Source organism: Achromobacter arsenitoxydans SY8 (assembly GCF_000236785.1).
GTDB classification, from domain to species: domain Bacteria; phylum Pseudomonadota; class Gammaproteobacteria; order Burkholderiales; family Burkholderiaceae_B; genus Achromobacter; species Achromobacter arsenitoxydans.
Genome location: NZ_AGUF01000047.1, coordinates 84412 through 105039 on the forward strand (window position 1 = coordinate 84412; position 20628 = coordinate 105039).

At 67.7% G+C, this 20628-nt stretch carries 17 protein-coding genes; 9 read left to right on the plus strand and 8 right to left on the minus strand.

The annotated features are described in order from the left end of the window. Positions 1-12 precede the first annotated feature (12 nt). The 7 genes from KYC_RS13225 (at position 13) to fabI (ending at position 7145) form a co-directional block, all read left to right on the plus strand. Positions 13-342 carry a DHCW motif cupin fold protein gene (locus KYC_RS13225; protein WP_008162942.1) on the plus strand — a complete coding sequence of 110 codons (330 nt, stop codon included), beginning with the start codon at positions 13-15 and terminating at the stop codon, positions 340-342. A 116-nt stretch (positions 343-458) separates the two neighbouring features. After that, the gene (gene yfcF / locus KYC_RS13230) at positions 459-1091 is read left to right on the plus strand and encodes a glutathione transferase (RefSeq protein ID WP_008162944.1); all 633 of its coding nucleotides are present in this window, start codon (positions 459-461) and stop codon (positions 1089-1091) included. Between the two features lie 58 nt (positions 1092-1149). Next, on the plus strand, positions 1150-1557 hold the full coding sequence (locus tag KYC_RS13235; RefSeq protein ID WP_008162946.1) for a VOC family protein: 408 nt from the start codon (positions 1150-1152) through the stop codon (positions 1555-1557). A gap of 165 nt (positions 1558-1722) precedes the next feature. Further along, positions 1723-4176, plus strand: coding sequence for a DUF3141 domain-containing protein (locus KYC_RS13240; protein ID WP_008162949.1), 2454 nt, complete (start codon positions 1723-1725; stop codon positions 4174-4176). Positions 4177-4179: 3 nt separating this feature from the next. After that, on the plus strand, positions 4180-5124 hold the full coding sequence (locus KYC_RS13245; protein WP_008162951.1) for a phosphate acetyltransferase: 945 nt from the start codon (positions 4180-4182) through the stop codon (positions 5122-5124). A gap of 66 nt (positions 5125-5190) precedes the next feature. Then, entirely contained in the window at positions 5191-6375 is a 1185-nt protein-coding gene (locus tag KYC_RS13250) for an acetate/propionate family kinase (RefSeq protein ID WP_008162953.1), read from the plus strand. Then, a complete protein-coding gene (gene fabI / locus KYC_RS13255) occupies positions 6372-7145 on the plus strand; it encodes an enoyl-ACP reductase FabI (RefSeq protein ID WP_008162955.1) in 774 nt (257 codons plus the stop codon). The genes KYC_RS13250 and fabI overlap by 4 nt, the downstream gene beginning before the upstream one ends. 5 nt (positions 7146-7150) lie before the next feature. On the opposite strand, the gene KYC_RS13260 is transcribed toward fabI, so the two are convergent. The 4 genes from KYC_RS13260 to tkt all read right to left on the minus strand — a co-directional run bounded on the left by KYC_RS13260 (position 7151) and on the right by tkt (position 13430). Further along, positions 7151-8839 (minus strand): SulP family inorganic anion transporter, encoded by a 1689-nt coding sequence (locus KYC_RS13260; protein WP_008162958.1) that lies wholly within the window; start codon positions 8837-8839, stop codon positions 7151-7153. A 241-nt stretch (positions 8840-9080) separates the two neighbouring features. Beyond that, positions 9081-10274, minus strand: coding sequence for a phosphoglycerate kinase (locus KYC_RS13265; RefSeq protein ID WP_008162960.1), 1194 nt, complete (start codon positions 10272-10274; stop codon positions 9081-9083). 93 nt (positions 10275-10367) lie between these two features. Beyond that, the gene (gap, locus tag KYC_RS13270; protein ID WP_008162963.1) at positions 10368-11378 is read right to left on the minus strand and encodes a type I glyceraldehyde-3-phosphate dehydrogenase; all 1011 of its coding nucleotides are present in this window, start codon (positions 11376-11378) and stop codon (positions 10368-10370) included. Positions 11379-11393: 15 nt separating this feature from the next. Further along, positions 11394-13430, minus strand: a complete 2037-nt coding sequence (gene tkt, locus KYC_RS13275; protein WP_008162965.1) for a transketolase — start codon at positions 13428-13430, stop codon at positions 11394-11396. Positions 13431-13639: 209 nt separating this feature from the next. Between tkt and KYC_RS13280 the strand changes: the two genes are divergently transcribed. After that, positions 13640-14371 carry a 16S rRNA (uracil(1498)-N(3))-methyltransferase gene (locus tag KYC_RS13280; protein ID WP_008162968.1) on the plus strand — a complete coding sequence of 244 codons (732 nt, stop codon included), beginning with the start codon at positions 13640-13642 and terminating at the stop codon, positions 14369-14371. Between the two features lie 62 nt (positions 14372-14433). Here KYC_RS13280 and KYC_RS13285 read toward each other — a convergent pair whose 3' ends face one another. The 4 genes from KYC_RS13285 to KYC_RS13300 form a co-directional block, all read right to left on the minus strand. Further along, the gene (locus KYC_RS13285; protein WP_043518327.1) at positions 14434-14901 is read right to left on the minus strand and encodes a barstar family protein; all 468 of its coding nucleotides are present in this window, start codon (positions 14899-14901) and stop codon (positions 14434-14436) included. Beyond that, the gene (locus KYC_RS13290) at positions 14898-16130 is read right to left on the minus strand and encodes a patatin-like phospholipase family protein (RefSeq protein ID WP_008162972.1); all 1233 of its coding nucleotides are present in this window, start codon (positions 16128-16130) and stop codon (positions 14898-14900) included. The genes KYC_RS13285 and KYC_RS13290 overlap by 4 nt, the downstream gene beginning before the upstream one ends. Next, positions 16111-18399: an NADP-dependent malic enzyme gene (locus tag KYC_RS13295; RefSeq protein WP_008162974.1), complete on the minus strand. Its 2289-nt coding sequence runs from the start codon at positions 18397-18399 to the stop codon at positions 16111-16113. The genes KYC_RS13290 and KYC_RS13295 overlap by 20 nt, the downstream gene beginning before the upstream one ends. Before the next feature lie 137 nt (positions 18400-18536). Then, a complete protein-coding gene (locus tag KYC_RS13300) occupies positions 18537-19424 on the minus strand; it encodes a hypothetical protein (protein WP_008162977.1) in 888 nt (295 codons plus the stop codon). A 43-nt stretch (positions 19425-19467) separates the two neighbouring features. On the opposite strand from KYC_RS13300, the gene KYC_RS13305 reads away from it, so the two are divergent. Then, positions 19468-20628, plus strand: coding sequence for a pyridoxal phosphate-dependent aminotransferase (locus tag KYC_RS13305; RefSeq protein ID WP_008162978.1), 1161 nt, complete (start codon positions 19468-19470; stop codon positions 20626-20628).

Genomic DNA, 20628 nt, shown 5'->3' on the forward strand with positions numbered 1-20628 from the left:
GCAGGAATCGCAATGAAGATGAGCAACATCCCCTTCGGCACCACGGACTGGTCCGAGGTGGAACGCACCGAACACGCCGGCGACACAGGCATGGCGTACTGGCGCACCCGGCAATTTGGCGACCTGCGGGTGCGCATGGTGGAATACACGGCCGGCTACCTGGCCGACCACTGGTGCAGCAAGGGACACATCCTGTTCTGTCTTGAAGGCGAACTGCACACCGAACTGGAAGACGGCCGCCGGTTCGTGCTGACGCCCGGCATGAGCTACCAGGTGGCCGACCAGGCCGAACCGCACCGCTCGTCCACCGCCACCGGCGCAAAACTCTTCATCGTGGACTGACGCGCCGGCGCGACACGGCCGGATTGCAGTTGCGTTACGCTTTGCAAACGTGCTTTTGCAAACTCGGCCGCCCCGCGGCCCAGACACAAATTACCCCGCCTGACCGGAGACAAGCCTTGGGCGCCCCGATTACGCTATACGTCGATTCCCTGTTCCTGAGTCCCTACGCCATGTCGGTGTACGTGGCGCTGACCGAAAAGCAGCTGTCTTTCGAAGTGCGCCCCATCGACCTGGCCGCCGGGGAACAGCGCATGCAGCCATTCCAGTGCCGCGCGCTGACCTCCCGGGTGCCGGCGCTGACGCATGCGGACTTCAACCTGACCGAATCCAGCGTCATCGCCGAATACCTGGACGAAGCTTTCCCGCCGCCCAAGCATGCCGCCCTGTATCCGTCCGACCTGCGCGAACGCGCCCGCGCGCGCCAGTTGCAGGCGTGGCTGCGCAGCGACCTGGCCGCCCTGCGCCAGGAGCGGCCTACCGAGACCGTGTTCTACGGCGTTGCGGGCGAACCCCTTTCCGACGCCGCCCATGCCGCCGCGGCCAAGCTGATCCACGTGGCCGACCACCTCATCGGGGTGGGCCAGACCACGCTGTTCGATGCGTGGAGCATCGCCGACACCGACCTGGCGGTCATGCTCAAGCGGCTGTCGCTGGACGACCTGCCCGACACCTTGCGCGACTACGCCGACGCCCAGTGGCAACGGCCCGCCGTGCAGAAATGGCTGGAACACAACGCCGCCGCCCGCTAGCAGCGGCAGGACGGCATTCCCTGGACCTCTGCGACAAGGCCACGCCCCGGGAGCCGCGATGCAATTGCTGGATCACGTCTCCATTACCGTCTCCCGCCTGGACGCCGCCCGCCCCTTCTATGACGCCGTGATGCGGGCGCTGGGCGCCGACAAGGTCTACGACCGCCCCGACGCCCTGGGATACGGCGAACGCTGCCGGCCGGGCAGCGACGCCCATACTTATCTTTCTGTTTTCGCCACCATCGGCGCGCCGCCGGATGCCGCCTCGGGCGCCCGGCGCCACTGGTGCTTCAAGGCGCCCAGCCGGGCGGCCGTCGACGCCTTCCATGCCGCAGGGCTAGCTCACGGCGGCCGCGACGAAGGCGCACCCGGCTTGCGTCCCGATTACCACCCCCAGTACTACGCCGCATTTCTGCTGGACCCGGAAGGCAATCGCGTCGAAGCTGTCTGCCACGGCCCGGGCTGAGCCGTCGCGCCCTCCCCGTCCCCAGGTATTTTTGACCCGGGTCAAACGTGCTGATGTTGCACCGCAGCATCCATTGAGGTGTAATGGAGAGGTCAAATCAGCCGGTTCCACTGGGGACCGGCCCGGCGGCCTTCCGCCGCCGGCAGCTACTTAGAGGAGATCGCCATGGCCGGATCCGGCAACGATCACGCACCCGCCCCGTCCTTCAATCCCTGGACGGCCGCCTACGAATACGCTGTGGATGCCTGGCAGCGCGGCGTGCTCTACGCGGACGTGATGCGACAGCGCGGCAATCAATACCACGCCCACATGGCCAAGCGCGCGCCCAACGTGCTCAGCATGGAATTCGAGCTGGTGCTGGACGGGCGCGAACTCCCCCGTCCCGTCAATTACGGCCTCCTGCGCATCACGCCGCCCGCCGGCGTGGAAACGGATCCGATCAAGCGGCCCTTCCTGGTGGTGGACCCGCGCGCCGGCCACGGCCCGGGCATCGGCGGCTTCAAGCCGGAAAGCGAGATCGGCGTGGCGGTGCGCGCGGGACACCCGTGCTACTTCGCGACCTTCCTGCCCCAGCCCATGCCCACCCAGACCGTCGAAGACGTGATGATGGCCGAGGCCCGCTTTCTGGAAGAAATCATCGCGCTGCACCCGGATGCGGAAGGCAAGCCCGTGGTCGTGGCCAACTGCCAGGCCGGCTGGCAGATCATGATGACCGCCGCGGTGCGGCCCGAACTGTTCGGCCCCATCATTGTGGCGGGCGCTCCGCTCTCCTACTGGGCGGGCTGGCGCGGCATGAACCCCATGCGCTACGCCGGCGGCCTGCTGGGCGGCAGCTGGCTCACCGCGCTGACCAGCGACCTTGGCAACGGCAAGTTCGACGGCGCCTGGCTGGTCCAGAACTTCGAGAACCTCAATCCTGCCAACACGCTGTGGTCCAAGCAGTACAACCTGTACTCCAAGGTGGACACCGAAGCCAGCCGCTACCTGAGCTTCGAGAAATGGTGGGGCGGCCACGTCTTCCTGAACGGCCCCGAAATCCAGTACATCGTCGACAACCTGTTCGTGGGCAACCGCCTGGCCACTGCCGGCCTGGTGACCTCCGACGGCATCCGCATCGACCTGCGCAACATCCGTTCGCCCATCGTCGTGTTCTGCTCGAAGGGCGACAACATCACGCCCCCGCCGCAGGCGCTGGGCTGGATCCCCGACCTCTACCAGAACGAGGCCGAAATCCTCGCCCACGGCCAGACCATCGTGTATGCCGTACATGAAAGCATCGGCCACCTGGGCATCTTCGTGTCGGGCAGCGTGGCCCGCAAGGAACACCAGGAATTCACGTCCAACATCGACATGATCGACGTGCTGCCCCCCGGCATCTACCAGGCCGAGATCGCCGACAAGACGCCGGACACGCCCAACGCGGACCTGGCCTACGGCAAGTACGTGCTGTCGTTCGAACAACGGACCCTGGACGACGTGCGCGCCATCGTCGACCGCAACGAAGAGGACGACCAGCGCTTTGCCGCCGTCGCCCGCATCTCCGACATCAACCTGGGCATGTACCGCAGCTTCATGCAGCCCTGGGTGCGCGCGATGGTCACGCCGCAATCGGCGGAATGGATGCAGCGCCTGCATCCGCTGCGGCTGCCCTACGAACTGATCTCGGACCGCAACCCCATGATCGCCCCGATCGCCCAAGTGGCCGAACGCGTGCGTGAACACCGCCAGGAGGCTTCGCCCGCCAATCCTTTCGTGGTGGCGCAGGAAATGTTCTCGAACATGGTCGAGACCAGCCTGAACATCTGGCAGGAACTGCGCGATTCGGCCGACGAACGCACGTTCATGAGCGTCTACGGTTCGCCGGTGGTGCAGGACCTGGCGGGGCTGGGCGCCAAATCCGGCCCGCCGCGCAAGCATCCCGGCGTGTCCCCGGAGCATCGCCGCTTCATGGAAGAGCGCGCCGCCGAATTGCGCTCGATGCTGCAGGAAGGCGGCCTGCGCGTGGCGGCAATCCGCATGCTGCTGTACGTGTCGGGCGCCGAGGGCGGCCTGGACGAACGCAGCTTCGCCCTGATCCGCAAAATGCGCGCCGACGCCGACAACGCCCTGACGCTGGAAGAGTTCAAGGACGTCATCCGCGTACAGGCCCTGATGATGACGCTGGACTCCGCCGCCGCAATCCAGGCCATGCCGCGCCTGCTGGAAAGCTCCACGGCGGCCGAGATCCGCGGCAGCCTGGACGCGATGAAGGGCGTGCTGGAAGCGGCTGAGCCCCTCAGCGAAGCCGCCCGCGAAAGCCTGGACGAAATGGAGCGCATCTTCGAATCGGCCGAACGCCGTGCGCAGAAGCGCGAACAGGCCCAGGCGCCCGCTGCCGCCAGACAGGCCCCTAAGTCCAGGACGGCCGATCCGGTCGATGACCTGGTCGAGGCGGCCGCGAAGGTCCCGGCCAAGACGGCCAGGCCCCACCGCGCCGCGGCCCGCAAGGCGACCAACGGCAGCGCCGCCGCCAAACCCGCCGCGAAGGCCGCGCCCAAGGCTGCCGCAAAGACCCCCGCCAAGGCGCCCCGCAAGCGCGCAGCCGCTAAGACCGCAACCCGTCAATCTTCCAAGGCCTGACCCATGAGCCTGCCCACGTCCACGCACTACGACAAACTCATCGCGCGCGCCCAGACGCTGGAGCCGGCCGCGTGCGCCATCGCCCATCCCTGCGACGAACCCTCGCTGTCGGCCGCCCTGGAGGCCCGCGACCTGGGCCTTCTGCAGCCCATCCTGGTGGGTCCCGAGGGAAAGATCCGCGACACCGCCGCCCAGTTCAAGCTGAACCTGGGCGACGCCCGCATCGTGGATGCGCCGCACAGCCATGCGGCCGCCGAAACCGCGGTGGGTCTGGTGCGCAACGGCGAGGCCAGCCTGCTCATGAAGGGCAGCCTGCATACGGACGAATTGATGCACGAAGTGGTGGCGCGCACGACCGGCCTGCGCAGCGGCCGGCGCATCAGCCATGTGTTCATCATGGAAGTGCCCACCTATGCGGAACCGCTGTTCATCACCGACGCGGCCATCAACATCTTCCCCGACCTGGAAACCAAGGCCGACATCATCCGCAACGTGATCGACCTGCATCTGGGACTGGGCCTGGGCGAACCGCGCGTGGCCATCCTGTCGGCCGTGGAACAGGTCACGCCCAGCATTCCCAGCACCATCGAAGCCGCCGCGCTGTGCAAGATGGCCGACCGCGGCCAGATCTCGGGCGGTCTGCTCGACGGTCCGCTGGCGCTGGACAACGCCATCAGCCCCGACGCCGCCCGCATCAAGGGCATCCGCTCGCCCGTGGCCGGCGTGGCCCAGGTGCTGGTGGTGCCCGACCTTGAAGCCGGCAACATGCTGGCCAAGAACCTGACGTTCCTGGCCAACGCGGAAGCGGCCGGCATCGTGCTGGGCGCGCGCGTGCCCATCATCCTGACCAGCCGCGCAGACAGCCCGCGCTCGCGCCTGGCCTCCTGCGCGGTGGCCGCCATCTACGCCAGCCACCTCGGCCAACAACAAGCTCGACCGCTCGCCTGACAGCGCGGTCCCCTGCCCGCCGACGCGGGTCCTGCGCGACTTGTCTCAACGTGGAATCACAGCGCCATGAGCGATACCATCCTCGTCATCAACGCCGGCAGTTCCAGCATCAAGTTCTACCTGTACGACATCGACGCCAAGCATGAGCTGGCGCCGCGCCTGGGCGGCCAGCTCGAGGGCATCGGCACCACCCATCCGCGGCTGCGGGTGCGCGACGCAGCGGGCCAGACGCTGGTCGAACGCGACATCGCGCCCAGCCATGCCCCCGACGTGCCCAATGCGCAGGAAGTCGTGGGCACCTGGCTGAGCGGGCACCTGGGCGGCGCGCCGCTGGCCGTGGGGCACCGCGTGGTGCATGGCGGTCCGGACCTGTCCGAGCCCGTGCTGATCGACGACGCCATCCTGGACAAGCTGGCCACCTTCACCCCGCTGGCGCCGCTGCACCAGCCCAACAACCTGGCGCCGATCCGCGTCATCCGCGACCGCCGGCCCTGGATTCCGCAGGTCGCCTGCTTCGACACGGCCTTTCACCGCAGCCACTCCGACGTGGCCGACCGCTATGCGCTGCCCGAGCGCCTGTACTTGGAAGGCGTGCGCCGCTACGGTTTCCATGGCCTGTCGTACGAGTACATCGCGCAGCGCCTGAAACAGGCGCTGCCGGACATCGCCATGGGCAAGATCGTCACGGCCCACCTGGGCTCGGGCGTCTCGGCCTGCGCCATGCACCACGGCAAAAGCGTCGACAGCACGATGGGATTCACGGCCCTGGAAGGCCTGCCGATGGGCACGCGTCCGGGCCGCCTGGATCCCGGCGTGGTGCTGTGGATGATGGAACAGGGCATGAGCCACGACGAGATCGAGCACCTGCTGTACCACGACTGCGGCATGAAGGGCCTGTCCGGCATCAGCAACGACATGCGTGAACTGCTGGCCAGCGACGCGCCGTCGGCCAAGCTTGCGCTCAAGTACTTCGCCTGGCGCGTGGCGGAAGGCATGATCGGCCTGGGCTGCGCCATGAACGGCATCGACGGCATCGTCTTCACCGCCGGCGTGGGCGAGAACTCCGCCGAGATCCGCCAGGCCATCAGCGAGCACTGGGGCTGGCTGGGCATCAAGCTGGATCCGGAACGCAACGCCCACAACGGGCCGCGCATCTCCAGCGACGACAGCCGCGTCGGCGTCTACGTCGTGCGCACGAACGAGGAACTGGTCATCGCGCAGCACACCCTCGCCCTGGTGCGCCAGCAATGAACGCGCTACTGCCGCTGGCGGGCAAGCGCGGGCTGGTGACCGGTATCGCCAACGCCGATTCCATCGCCTGGGGCTGCGCCAAGGCGTTCCGGGCGATGGGCGCGGAACTGGCCGTGACCTACCTGAACGACAAGGCGCTGGCGCACGTGGAACCGCTGGCGCGGCAGGTCGACGCCAAACTGCTGATGCCGATGAATCTGCTGAACGACGGCGAACTCGAGGCCGTGTTCGACCGCATTACGCAAGACTGGGGCGCACTCGATTTCGTGCTGCACTCCGTGGCCTACGCGCCGCGCGACGACCTGCACGGCCGCGTCACGGACTGTTCGCGTGCGGGCTTCCTGCAGGCGATGGACGTGTCGTGCTGGTCATTCATTCGCATGGCCAAGCTGGCCGAACCGCTCATGGCGAACGGCGGCGCCCTCTTCTGCATGAGCTACTACGGCTCGCAGATGGTGGTCGATCACTACAACATGATGGGGCCGGTGAAGGCGGCGCTGGAATCCGCCACGCGCTACCTGGCGGCCGAATTGGGCCCGCAGGGCATCCGGGTGCATGCGATATCGCCGGGGCCGCTCAAGACGCGCGCCGCGTCCGGCATCGCGGAATTCGATTCGATGCTGGACCGCGCCCAGGCCAAGGCGCCCGCGCGCAGCCTGGTGTCCATCGACGACGTGGGCGAAGCCACTGCCTGGCTGGCCACCGACGCCGCGCGCCTGATGACCGGGCAGACCCTGTACATCGACGGCGGCTATCACATCATCGACTGAGCCGCTCAGGCCAGCGTGTCCGGCGGGCCCTGGCGCCAGCGCTCGATCGCCTCGACCGCCTGCTCAGGCGTGCCGAAGATCTTGTCGCGGCCGATCTTCTTGACCAGGCCGGAGCGCTCCAGCGCCGTCCGGAACTTGCCGTGCCCCCCCGCGACCAGCAGCGTGATCCCGCGCTCGTCCAGTTTGCGCTTGAGCTCATACAGGGCTTCGACCGCATCGGCGTCGGCCTGGGTCATGGCCTCGGCGTCCAGCACGAACCAGCGCACGTCGCCGGCCTGTTCGATGATTTCACGGGCGCGCCGGCGGAAGGCGTCCGCGTTGAAGAACCACACCGATGACTCGAACAGCCAGATCACCGTGCCCGGCACCGGATGGGCATCGGGATTCAGGTGCAGCTTGCCCAGCACCGATTCCCCGGGCAGGCGGCCCAGCAACGCATCGCGGGGGTTGCCCGACACGTACATGGCGTACAGCAGCGTCGCGCCCACAGACACGGCCACGCCCTGCAGCACGCCGAACCCCACCACACCCACCGCCGCCAGGATGCCGAACGCCAGTTCGATCCGCGAGATCCTGGCCAGGCGCTTGAAGGCGTGCCAGTCGAACAGGCTGGCGGCGGCCAGCAACAGGATGGCCGACAGCGCCGCCTGCGGCAGCCAGTACAGCGGCGCGCTCAACAGGCCCACCACCACTGCCAGTGCGGCGGCGGCGCTGATGCTGACCAGCGGCGACGCCCCGCCAGCCACCAGGCCCACCGCGGTGCGCGAATCCGCGCCGGTCACTACATAACCCTGGAACAGGCCCGCGGCCACGTTGGCCGCGCCAAAGCCGACCAGCTCGCGGTTCGGGTCGACGTGCTCGCCCGAACGCGCCGCAAAGCTGCGCGCCGTCACGATGCCGCTGGAGAAGCTGACGACCAGCACGCCCGCGGCGCCCAGCAGGATGCTGTCGATGCCCTCCAGGCGCGTCGGCACGCTGAACGCAGGCAGGCCGGCGGGCACCTCGCCCACCACCGCGATGCCCAGCGCCGGAAAATTGAAGATCCACGAAAGCAGGCAGGCGCCGGCCACCAGCAGGATGGGCCCCGGCCAGGTGGGCCGCCAGCGCTTGATGGCCACCAGCATCAGGCAGGAGGCCAGCCCCAGGCACAGCGTCGGAATCTGGATCTCGGACAGCCGCCGGGAGAGCTCCATGAAGGGATGCACCAGACCGCTGTTGCGCAGCCCCACGCCCGTTAGGCCGCTAAGCTGCGACATCGCCAGGGTGACCGCCACGCCCGCCATGTAGCCGATCAGGACGGGCCGCGACAGCAGGTTGGCCAGCACGCCCAGGCGCAGCACGCGCGCGATCAGGCAGCCGATGCCGACGGCCAGCGCAATGCTTGTGGCGCCCAGCAGGCGGTCTTCGGGGGTGGTCAGCGCCATGCCGGTCAGGGTGGCGGCGATCAGGGTGCAGGTGGCGGTGTCGGGGCCCACGATAAGGGTGCGCGACGAACCGAACAGCGCGTAGCCCAGCATGCCCGCGATGGCGGCCCACAATCCCGCGACGGGCGGCACGCCCATCATGGCGGAATACGCCAGGCCCACCGGCAGCGCCACCGCAGCCACGCTCAGGCCCGCGGTGATGTCGCGCCGCGCGGATTCCCGGGTGACGCCCCGGAAGTTGTTCAGGCCAGGAATGAATCGTAGGTTCATGGTGCAGCGGGACGACCAGAAGAAGAAGCTCCCGCAAGGCGCGGGACGACCGGCAAGCCTACACCAAGCCCGCCGCGCGTTGCGCGCGGCGGGTCAAGGGTTTGGGGATTTTAGTGCTTTGGGCGAGAGCGGTATCCGCGGTCCCGGCAAGAATAGCCGCCCCGCCGCCGGGCCGGCCCAAGGCGGGGCAGCCCCCTCGGGGGGCAGCAAGCGCGCAACGCGCGCGCAGCGTGGGGGCTTATTACCCCTTTCTGGCTTCCAGCACGGCCACGGCCGGCAGGGTCTTGCCTTCCAGGAATTCCAGGAAGGCGCCGCCGCCGGTCGAGATGTAGCCGACCTGTTCGCCGATGCCGTACTTGGCGATGGCGGCCAGCGTGTCGCCGCCGCCGGCGATCGAGAAGCCTTCCGAGTCGGCGATGGCGCGCGCCACCACTTCCGTGCCGTTGGCGAATTGGTCGAACTCGAACACGCCCACCGGGCCGTTCCAGACGATGGTGCCGGCCTTCTTCAGGATCTCGGCCAGCTGCGCCGCGGTCTGCGGGCCGATGTCCAGGATCATGTCGTCGTCGGCCACGTCGGTGGCGGCCTTGACGGTGGCTTCGGCGTCGGCGCCGAAGGACTTGGCGCACACCACGTCCACCGGAATCGGCACGGCCGCGCCGCGCTTTTTCATGATGTCGATGACGGCGCGCGCCTGGTCGACCTGGTCGGGTTCGGCCAGCGACTTGCCGATGGACAGCCCGGCGGCCAGCATGAAGGTGTTGGCGATGCCGCCGCCCACGACCAGCTGGTCGACCTTGTCGGCCAGCGACTGCAGGATCGACAGCTTGGTGGACACCTTGGAGCCGCCCACGATGGCGACCAGCGGACGCTTGGGCTCATGCAGGGCGCGGCCCAGGGCTTCCAGTTCGGCTTCCAGCAGCGGGCCTGCGCAGGCCACGGGCGCGAAGCGCGCGATGCCGTGCGTGGTGGCTTCGGCGCGGTGGGCCGTGCCGAAGGCGTCGTTGACATAGACGTCGCACAGCGCAGCCATCTTCTTGGACAGCGCTTCGTCGTCCTTCTTTTCGCCGACGTTCACGCGGCAATTTTCCAGCAGCACGACCTGGCCGTGATCGACCTGCACGCCGTCGACCCAGTCGCGCACCAGCTGCACGGGCATGCCCAGCAGTTCGGACAGGCGCTGGCCGACCTTGGCGAGCGAGTCGGCGTCGGTCAGCACGCCTTCTTTCGGACGGCCCAGGTGGGACGTGACCATCACAGCGGCGCCGGCGTCCAGCGCCAGGCGAATGCCGGGCACCGAGGCGCGGATGCGGGTGTCTTCCGAGATGCGGCCGGCGTCGTCAAACGGGACGTTCAGGTCGGCGCGGATGAACACACGCTTGCCGGACAGGGCGCCGGCCTTGGCCAGCGCGGACAAAGTATTGACCTTGGACATATTTGGATTCCTTCGGTAGGCGAACAAAGGGGACGAACCCATTTTCCGCAATGGCGGAAAACAAATCCGTCCCCTTATGGACTGGCGGTGTGCTTACTTGGCCGACATCAGCGCGACGGTGGTGTCGAGCATGCGGTTCGAGAAGCCCCACTCGTTGTCGTACCAGGACGAGACCTTGACCAGGCGGCCCGAGACCTTGGTCAGCGACGCGTCAACGGTGCTGGAGGCCGGATTGTGGTTGTAGTCCACCGAGACCAGGGGTTCGGTGTTGTAGTCCAGGATGCCCTTCAGTTCGCCTTCGGAGGCGGCCTTCAGGATGCTGTTCACTTCTTCGGCGGTCGTGTCGCGGCTGGCCACGAACGACAGGTCGACCAGCGACACGTTGATGGTCGGGACGCGGATGGCGTAGCCGTCCAGCTTGCCGTTCAGTTCCGGCAGCACCAGGCCCACGGCGGCGGCGGCGCCGGTCTTCGTGGGGATCATGCTCATCGTGGCCGAACGCGCGCGGCGCAGGTCTTCGTGGTAGACGTCGGTCAGGACCTGGTCGTTGGTGTAGGCGTGAACGGTGGTCATCAGGCCGTTTTCCAGGCCCAGCTTGTCGTTCAGCGGCTTGACCAGCGGGGCCAGGCAGTTGGTGGTGCACGAAGCGTTGGAGATGACGGTGTCCGTCGACTTCAGCACGCCGTGGTTGACGCCGTAGACGATGGTGGCGTCGACATCCTTGCCGCCCGGGGCCGAGATGATGACCTTCTTGGCGCCGCCCTTGATGTGCGCGCCGGCCTTTTCCTTGGTCGTGAAGAAGCCCGTGCATTCCAGCACGACGTCGACCTTCAGTTCGCCCCAGGGCAGTTCGGCCGGGTTGCGGTTGGCCAGCACGCGGATCTTGTCGCCGTTGACGACCATGAATTCGCCGTCGACTTCGACGGTGCCCGGGAACTTGCCGTGGGCGGTGTCGTAGCGCGTCAGGTGCGCGTTCGTCTTGGGATCGCCCAGGTCGTTGATGGCGACGATTTCGATATCGTGCTTCTTGCCACCTTCATAGTGGGCACGCAGGATGTTGCGGCCGATGCGACCGTAACCGTTGATGGCGACGCGAATGGTCATGACTAAGCTCCTTTTTTACAAAACTTGCTTGACGGTCTCGGCCACCTTGTCGGCGGTCAGCCCGAAGAATTTGAACAGTGCGCCGGCAGGTGCGGACTCGCCGTAGCGGTCAATGCCGACCACGGCGCCTTCCAGGCCCACGTATTTGTGCCAGAAGGCGGTGACGCCGGCTTCGACGGCCACGCGCGGCAGGCCCTTGGGCAGCACGGATTGCTTCCAGGCGGCGTCCTGCTTGTCGAAGACGTCGGTGCTGGGCATGGAGACCACGCGCACCGCGATGCCTTCCTTGGCGAGCGCCGCTTGCGCGTCCAGCGCGATGGCGACTTCCGAGCCGGTGGCGATGATGACGGCGCGGGCGCCGTCGGCGTCGCGCAGCACATAGCCGCCGCGGGCGATGGCGTCCACGGTGGCCGCGTCGCGCTGCACAAAGGGCAGGTTCTGGCGCGACAGCAACAGGGCCGTGGGGCCGCCGTCATGCACGTCCATGCCGATGCTGGTCGGGCGCGTCACCGCGGCGTTCCAGGCCACCGCGGTTTCGGTGGTATCGCAGGGGCGCCACAGCGACAGGTTGGGGATCAGGCGCAGGCTGGCCGCGTGTTCGATGGACTGGTGGGTCGGGCCGTCTTCGCCCAGGCCGATGGAGTCGTGGGTGAACACGTGGACGACGCGCTGCTTCATCAGCGCGGCCATGCGGATGGCGTTGCGCGAGTAGTCGGAGAACGTCAGGAACGTGCCGCCGAACGGCAGGTAGCCGCCGTGCAGGGCCACGCCGTTCATGATGGCGGCCATGCCGAATTCGCGCACGCCGTAGTTGATGTGGCGGCCGAACTGGATGCCCTTGTCGCCGGCGCGGACGGCGGCGACGCCCTTCCAGTCGGTGAAGTTGGAGCCGGTCAGGTCGGCCGAGCCGCCCAGCATTTCCGGCAGCAGCGGCGCCAGCGCGGCGATCGCGAACTGCGACGCCTTGCGCGTGGCGACGGTTTCGCCCTTTTCGAGCGTGGCGGCCAGGAAGGCCTTGAACTGGTCGGCGTAGCCGGCGGGCATTTCGCCCTTCATGCGGCGCGTGAATTCAGCGGCCTCGGCGGGGAATTCGGCGGCGTAGGCGTCGAACGCGGACTGCCATTCGGCCTGGGCCGCGGCGCCCTGCTTGCGGCCGTCCCAGCCGTCGTAGATGTCCTGCGGGATCTGGAAGGGTTCCGACGACCAGCCCAGCGCGGCGCGCGTGGCGGCGATTTCGTCCTTGCCCAGCGGGGCGCCGTGCACGTTGTGCGTGCCGGCCATGTTGGGCGAACCCTTGCCGATCACGGTGCGGCAGACGATCAGGGTGGGCTTTTCCGATTGCGAACGCGCGGCCTTGATGGCTGCGTCGACGGCGGCGACGTCATGGCCGTCGACGCCGCGGATCACGTTCCAGCCGTAGCCTTCGAAGCGCTTGGCGGTGTCGTCGGCAAACCAGTGTTCGACGTGGCCGTCGATGGAGATGCCGTTGTCGTCATACAGCACGACCAGCTTGCCCAGCTTCAGGGTGCCGGCCAGCGAGCACACTTCGTGCGAGATGCCTTCCATCAGGCAGCCGTCGCCGGTGAAGGCGTAGGTGTGGTGGTCGACAAGCGTGTGGCCGGGCTTGTTGAATTCGGCGGCCAGCAGCGCTTCGGCCAGCGCCATGCCCACGGCGTTGCCCAGGCCCTGGCCCAGCGGGCCGGTGGTGGTTTCCACGCCCGGGGTGATGCCCACTTCGGGGTGGCCCGGGGTCTTGGAATGGAGCTGGCGGAAATTCTTGAGTTCTTCGATCGGCAGATCGTAGCCCGTCAGGTGCAGCAGGGCGTAGATCAGCATCGAGCCGTGGCCGTTGGACAGCACGAAGCGGTCGCGGTTGGCCCAGGCGGGATCCTTGGGATTGTGGCGCAGGTTGCCGGCCCACAAGGCCTGGGCGATTTCCGCCATGCCCATGGGAGCACCCGGATGCCCGGAGTTCGCTTGTTGCACGGCATCCATCGCGAGGGCGCGGATGGCATCCGCCAAGGCAAGTTTAGGGGCGGTCGGATTGCTCATTCGGAAGGCTCTTTGAAACCGGCGCGCCTACGGAAGAAATAGGGCCGGTTGAGTAGGTTGCGAAGCAGGTGATTTTAGCATCAGGGGATTTCCCGGAGGCCATCGGCCGGATGCCCTATGTAATCGTGCGTTTCCGGGGGAAAGGAACAAGCGGTGGTAGGCTACGCGTACACTCTCGCCGCCCCTTGTATCCCGACCCCGCGACACCCATGCCCGCCCCACGCTTTTACTGCGACGTTCCGCTGTCCGCCGGCGCCCGCATCGCCCTGCCCGACGCCCTGGCCCACCACGCCCTGCGCGTGCTTCGCCTGCGCGCTGGCGAAACCATCGTCTTGTTCAACGGCCTGGGCGGCGAATATCCGGCCGTCCTGGAAATCGACGGCAAGGCCGGCTTTGCCCAACTGGGCGATTTCGATCCTCGCGAGGCCGAGCTGGCCGGCCGCATCACAGTCGCGCAAGGGCTGCCTTCCGGCGACAAGATGGACTGGGTGGTGGAAAAGGCCGTGGAACTGGGCGCGGCCCACGTCAGCCCCATTGCGGCGCAGCGCAGCGTGCTGCAGCTGTCCGGCCCGCGGCTGGAAAAACGGGTCGCCCACTGGCAGCGCATCGCGCAATCGGCCGCGGAGCAGTGCGGCCGCAACCGGCTGATGACCGTCGATGCGCCGCAGACGCTGGCCGACTGGCTGGCGCAGCCCGCCGACGGGCTGCGCCTGCTGTGCCATCCCGAAGCCGCGGAAGACCTGGCGGGCAGGCTGCGCGCCATGCCCGACGCGCGGGCGCTGACCCTGCTGGTCGGGCCCGAAGGGGGATGGTCTGACAAGGAACTGGAACAGGCCCGCCAGGCGGGCGTGCAGGCGGTGCGCTTTGGCCCCCGCGTGCTGCGTACCGAAACCGCAGGGCTGGCGCTGCTGTCGGCCGTCAGCGCCTTGCTGGGCTGGTAAGCCCCAATAAGCGGGTAGGCCCCAATAAACAGAAAGGCCGGGGAACCGCCCCGGCCAGGAATTCAGTCGTTTTCGCCGTAGGGCGCCGCGGCCACGCCGGGCTCGGGATCGGGATGCTTGCCGGCGTGCTCGATGACGTAGGCGAAGACGCGGCCGTTCTCGTGCGCGAAGTCCGCCGCGTCCGAACATACGGTTTCAATGCGGCCGGCGTCCTCTTCAAGCGCCGGATCGCCCGAATGCAGCCGGTACAGCCATAGCACCACGCCAGATTTGTGATCCAGGACGGTGTCGCACAGGCAGTCGTACAGGGCGTCCAGGTTGCCGCCGAAATACTCGGGAAAATCCACCGCCTTGACGATGGCTCGCAATACGGCCGAGCGGCTGCGGCAGGGGTCGCAATTGGCGACGAACAAGGACAGGCCGAGTTCGTGCGCGGCATCGACCACGGCCTTCTTGTCCAGCCCTTCATGGGCCAGCGCTCCTCCGCGCATCAGTTGCCGCTGCAAAGTAGATTGGCCATTGCGCGTCATGCCTGAGCCCCCCCGAAAAAGGCGATCACTTCGTCGTTACGCTGCATCGTATCGGCATAACCCAGTTCTATCAATCGCTTGGTGTAGCTTGCTTCGAACAAGAGGTAGGACATCAGGGCTCCCCCGCCAGGACGGCCTGGATCGGACGATACACCGAGTACGCGGAAAAGGGCACGCGCCTGGGCGGGCATGTCGTGCAGATGCTCCAGCGCCATCAGGTCCAGCGACTGGCTGGGCGTGATCGTCAGCACCTCGATGCGGCGCACGGTGCTGCTGCGGGCGCCATCGGGGCCGGCCTGGTCCATCAGGTAGTTGATCCGCTCCAGGCGCTCGACGTCCACCGACAGGCCATCCAGGAAGATGCTGGACAGCGCATGGCCGCCCACCTGGGCCAGCGACGGGTACGGCGGGGAATCCTCGCGGTTCTCGGGGTGGGTGTCGTCGCGATAGCCCGTGCCGATCACCAGCACCCGGTGGGCGCCCAGGTGGATGGCCGGACTGATGGGCGCCAACTGGCGCATCGACCCGTCGCCGCACCATTCGCCCTTGCCGTGCACCTGCACCTGGCGGGCGGGAAAGACAAAGGGGATGGCGGACGACGCCATCAGATGGTCGATGCCGATGGGCGTGGGAATCGCCAGGCGCAGATAGCGGTGCCAGGGTTCGATAGGCGTGTGCGCCTGGTAGAACGTCAGGTGCTCGCCGCTGGTGTAGCCCGACGCCGTGATCGCCAATGCGGACAACGAGCCGCTTTCCAGGTTGGCGCGCAGGTTCTGGAAATCGAGCACCCGCTCCAGCAGCGCCTGCATGGGCGCATTGTCGAGCAGGGAATGGGGCCGCTTGCGGGTCAGGCCCGAATACATCCAGCCCAGCGACAGCAGGCCCAGCCAGCGCACGCCGGTGCGGATCAGGCCGGGCGCGTCGGCCCGGTAGATCATGTCGGTGTTCAGCGACGACCACAGGCGGCGGATGCGCCGCACGCCCAGGTGGGGCCGGTTCGCGCGGCAGGCCAGCGCGGCGGCGTTGATTGCGCCCGCGGACGTGCCGCAAATGATGTCGAAGGGGTTCTGGAAACGGGAATGCCAGTCGGGGTCCAGCAGCTCCATGATGGCGCTGAGCACCCCCACCTGATACGCGGCGCGCGCGCCGCCGCCCGTCAGGACCAGGCCGGTGGGCGTGCGTGGGCACGCCCGGCCGGCCGGCGTCACTTCAACGCGGAATGTTGACATCGACCACCGTCATCGCGGTCATGTTGACGATGCGGCGCACGGTGGAGCTGGAGGTCAGGATATGCACCGGGGCGTTGCAGCCCAGCAGGAAGGGGCCCACCGCCACGTTGCCGCCGGCCGCCGTCTTGAGCAGGTTGTAGGCGATGTTGCCCGAGTCTACGTTCGGGCACACCAGCAGGTTGGCTTCGCCCTTGAGCGTGGACGACGGCAGGATGCGCATGCGCAGCGCCTCATCCAGCGCGCAGTCGCCGTGCATTTCGCCGTCGATCTCCAGTTCAGGGTCGATCTGGCGCACCAGTTCCAGCGCGCGGCGCATCTTGGCGCCCGATGCCGAACTGCCCGAACCGAAGTTCGACCGCGACAGCAGCGCCGCCTTGGGCGCCAGGAACATGCGGCGCATTTCGCGGGCGGCGGCCACGGTGAATTCGGCGATCTGCTCGGCCGTGGGCTCGTCGTTCACGTGCGTGTCCACCAGCACCACCGTGCGCTCATTGAGCAGCAGGATGTTCATGGCGGCGTACACGTTGTGGCCCGGGCGGCGGCCGATCACCTCGTCCACGAAACGCAGATGATCATGGTAGGCGCCGACCGACCCGCAAACCATGCCGTCGGCGTCGCCCAGGTGCACCATCATCGCGCCAATCAGGGTCATGCGGCGGCGCATTTCCACGCGCGCCATTTCCTTGGTGATGCCGCGCCGGCACATCAGTTCCCAGTAGGTGGTCCAGTACTGGTGGAAGCGCTCGTCGTATTCCGGATTGGTGACTTCGACATCTTCACCCAGGCGCAGGCGCAGGCCCAGCTTTTCGATGCGGGTCAGCAGCACCGACGGGCGGCCCACCAGGATCGGACGGGCCAGGCCTTCGTCCACGATCACCTGCACTGCGCGCAGCACGCGCTCGTCCTCGCCTTCCGCGAAGACGATGCGAGCGGGGCCGCCTTCGCGCACGATGCGCTTGGCGGCCGAGAACAACGGCTTCATGAACGCGCCCGAGTGGTACACGAACTGCTGCAGCTGCTCTTCGTAGGCTTCCAGGTCGGCCAGCGGACGCGTGGCCACGCCGCCTTCCATTGCCGCCTTGGCCACGGCCGGCGCGATGCGCACGATCAGGCGCGGGTCGAACGGCTTGGGAATCAGGTATTCGGGACCGAACGAGATGTCGAACGTGCCGTAGGCCGCGGCCACGACTTCGTTCTGCTCTTCTTCGGCCAGCTCGGCGATGGCATAGACCGCCGCCTTCTCCATTTCACGGGTGATGGTCGTGGCGCCCACGTCCAGCGCACCGCGGAAGATGTACGGGAAGCACAGCACGTTGTTGACCTGGTTCGGGTAGTCCGAACGGCCGGTGGCCATCACCACGTCGTCGCGCACCCCGTGCGCCACTTCCGGCAGGATCTCCGGCGTGGGATTGGCCAGCGCCAGGATCAGCGGGCGCGTGCCCATGGCCGCGACCATCTCGGGCTTGAGCACGCCGCCGGCCGACAGGCCCAGGAACACGTCCGCGCCCTCGATCACTTCGGCCAGCTTGCGCGCGTCGGTCTTTTGCGCAAAGCGCGCCTTGTCCGGGTCCATCAGCGTGGTGCGGCCTTCATAGACCACGCCCTCGATGTCGGTCACCCAGATGTTTTCCAGCGGCAGGCCCAGGTCCACCATCAAATCCAGGCACGCCAGCGCCGCGGCGCCCGCGCCCGACGTCACCACCTTGACCTTCTTGATGTCCTTGCCCACGACCTTCAGGCCGTTGATGAAGGCGGCCGACACGCAGATCGCGGTGCCGTGCTGGTCGTCGTGGAAGACGGGGATCTTCATGCGCTCGCGCAGCTTGCGCTCGACGGTGAAGCACTCCGGCGCCTTGATGTCTTCCAGGTTGATGCCGCCGAAGGTGGCTTCCAGGCCGGCGATGATCTCGACCAGCTTGTCCGGATCGGTTTCGTTGATCTCGATGTCGAACACATCCAGGCCGGCGAACTTCTTGAACAGCACCGCCTTGCCTTCCATCACCGGCTTGGAAGCCAGCGCGCCGATGTTGCCCAGGCCCAGCACCGCGGTGCCGTTGGTGATCACGCCGACCAGATTGCCGCGGGCGGTGTAGCGGTACACGTTGGCCGGATCGGCCACGATTTCCTCACAGGCCGCCGCCACGCCGGGCGAGTACGCCAGGGCCAGGTCGCGCTGGTTCGTCAGTTGCTTGGTAGGCGTGACCGAGATTTTGCCGGGGCGCCCGTGCTCGTGATATTCAAGGGCGGCTTTGCGGAGATTGGCATCCATAGGGGCGGCTTCTGGGTAGAGTATGTGACACGGAAAGAGGGAGGAATTCTATTCCCATGACGGACGTCGCGATACTTTTGCGATATCCGTCCTCCTTGAGAACGAGCGACGAAATCTTACAACAAGCTGAATAACTGTCAGGACTCGTGGGGCTTGAAGGCGGGAAAGCGGCCTTCCGGATCGAACAGCGCCTTCACTTTCCCGTCCAGTCTGAAGGTGGCAAGGCCCGGGGTTTCCAGCTCGGGCCCGGTCTGCGTCCAGGCCGCCGCGTCTGTCAGCACAGCACCCTGCACCCAGGCGAGCGTGCCGCCGTGCCCCAGCATCAGATGCGCCAGGTTGACGGTGGCCGGCGCCTGGGGCTTGAGGGCGTCCAGGCGGTAGCGGCCCAGCCAGTGGTAGCCGTCGTTGGTGGCGAAGGCGTCGCCGCCCGAGGCAAGCTGAAACAGGGACGGCACCAGGCGCTGCACCGTGGCCGAGCGCAGCGGCTGGACGTCGGATTCGCCGAACGGGCCCAGCGACTCTTCCACGCCATCGGCCAGCAGGACGTCCACCGACAACAGCCCCGAGGCCGCGCAGCGCCCCGCCGGCCAGGGCGCCGGCGCCGCCAGCCATTGGGCCAGTGTCATGTCGCCCGGCAATCCGGCGAACTGCCGCACCCCGGCCCGGGCCAGCGCTGCCAAGGTCACGCCGGGTTCGGCGCGCCACCGGGGCGCGTCGCCCTCCAGCCGGGCCAGGCCGGCCAGCAAAACGGGATCCACCCGCAGTTGCGGTCCCGAGGCCGGGGCATGGGGGCCGTCGGCGCCTTCCAGCGTCAGGGCGACGCGGTACTCGGCGCATAGCTTGCGCGCCTGCGCCACGTCGGCATCGCGCGCCGGCGTGAGAATGGCGCACGCGCCGCCCGCCCCGCCCTCGCCCAGGTCGCGGACCTCGCCCTGGCAGACCAATGCCAGTCGTTGCACAAAGGCCGCCCAGGGCGTCTGGACCGGACGACGGCCAAGGAGGAAGGCGCGCCGGGATGGCTGCATGACTACAATTCCTTTTTTGCTAGTTAACGCTTTCGAGATTCCGATGCCCCGCCTTGCCGACCGCACCCACGATTTCCTGACGTTCCAGGTCATGGAACTGTTCAAGCAGGCGCAGGCGCTGCAGGCGGCGGGCAAGGACATTATCAGCCTGGGCATCGGCGAACCGGACTTTACCGCGCCCCCCCAGGTGGTGGAAGCGCTGGACCGCGCCGCCCGGGCCGGGCTCAGCGGCTACAGCCCCGGCGCGGGGATCGCGCCGCTGCGCGAGGCCATCGCCCAGTTCTACCAGGACCAGTTCGGCGCCACGATCAATCCGCGCCGCGTCATCGTCACGGCCGGCGCTTCCGGCGCCCTGACGCTGGCCTGCGCGGCCCTGGTGAACACGGGCGGCGAAGTGCTGATGCCGGACCCGTCCTACCCGGCCAACAGCAACTTCGTGCTGGCCGCGGGCGGCGTGCCGCGGCTTATCCCCAGCACGGCCGAAAAGCGCTTCCAGCTGTCCGCCGACGACGTCGCCCGGCACTGGACGCCCGCCACCCAGGGCGTGATGGTGGCCTCGCCCAGCAACCCCACCGGCACGTCCATCGCCCATGACGAACTGGCCGAACTGCTGGCGCAGGTGCGCGCGCGCGACGGCTTCGCCATTGTCGACGAGATCTACCTGGGCCTGTCCTACGACGGCCAGCCGCGGTCGGCCCTGACGCTGGACGGCGACGTCATCGTCATCAACAGCTTCTCGAAGTATTTCCACATGACGGGCTGGCGCCTGGGCTGGATGATCGTGCCCGAGGCCATGGTGGCCCCGGTGGAAAAGATCGCATCCAGCCTGGCGATCTGCGCGCCTACGCTGGCCCAGCACGCCGCGCTGGCCTGCTTCACGCCCGCCGCGCTGAAAATCTTCGAACACCGCCGCGAGGCCTTCAAGCAGCGCCGCGATTACCTGCTGCCGGAATTCGAGCGGCTGGGCATCGACGTGCCGGTCAAGCCGGACGGCGCCTTCTATATTTATGCCGACATCAGCAGCCTGGGAATGGACAGCGCCGCGTTTTCGCAGCGCCTGCTGCTGGAAGCCGGGGTGGCAGCCGTGCCGGGGCTGGACTTCGGCCCGGCCCACGCCGCGCACACCATGCGGTTTTCCTACGCCACGGGCCTCGACCGCCTGGAAGAGGCTGTGGCCCGGATGGGCGTGCTGCTGGGACGCTGA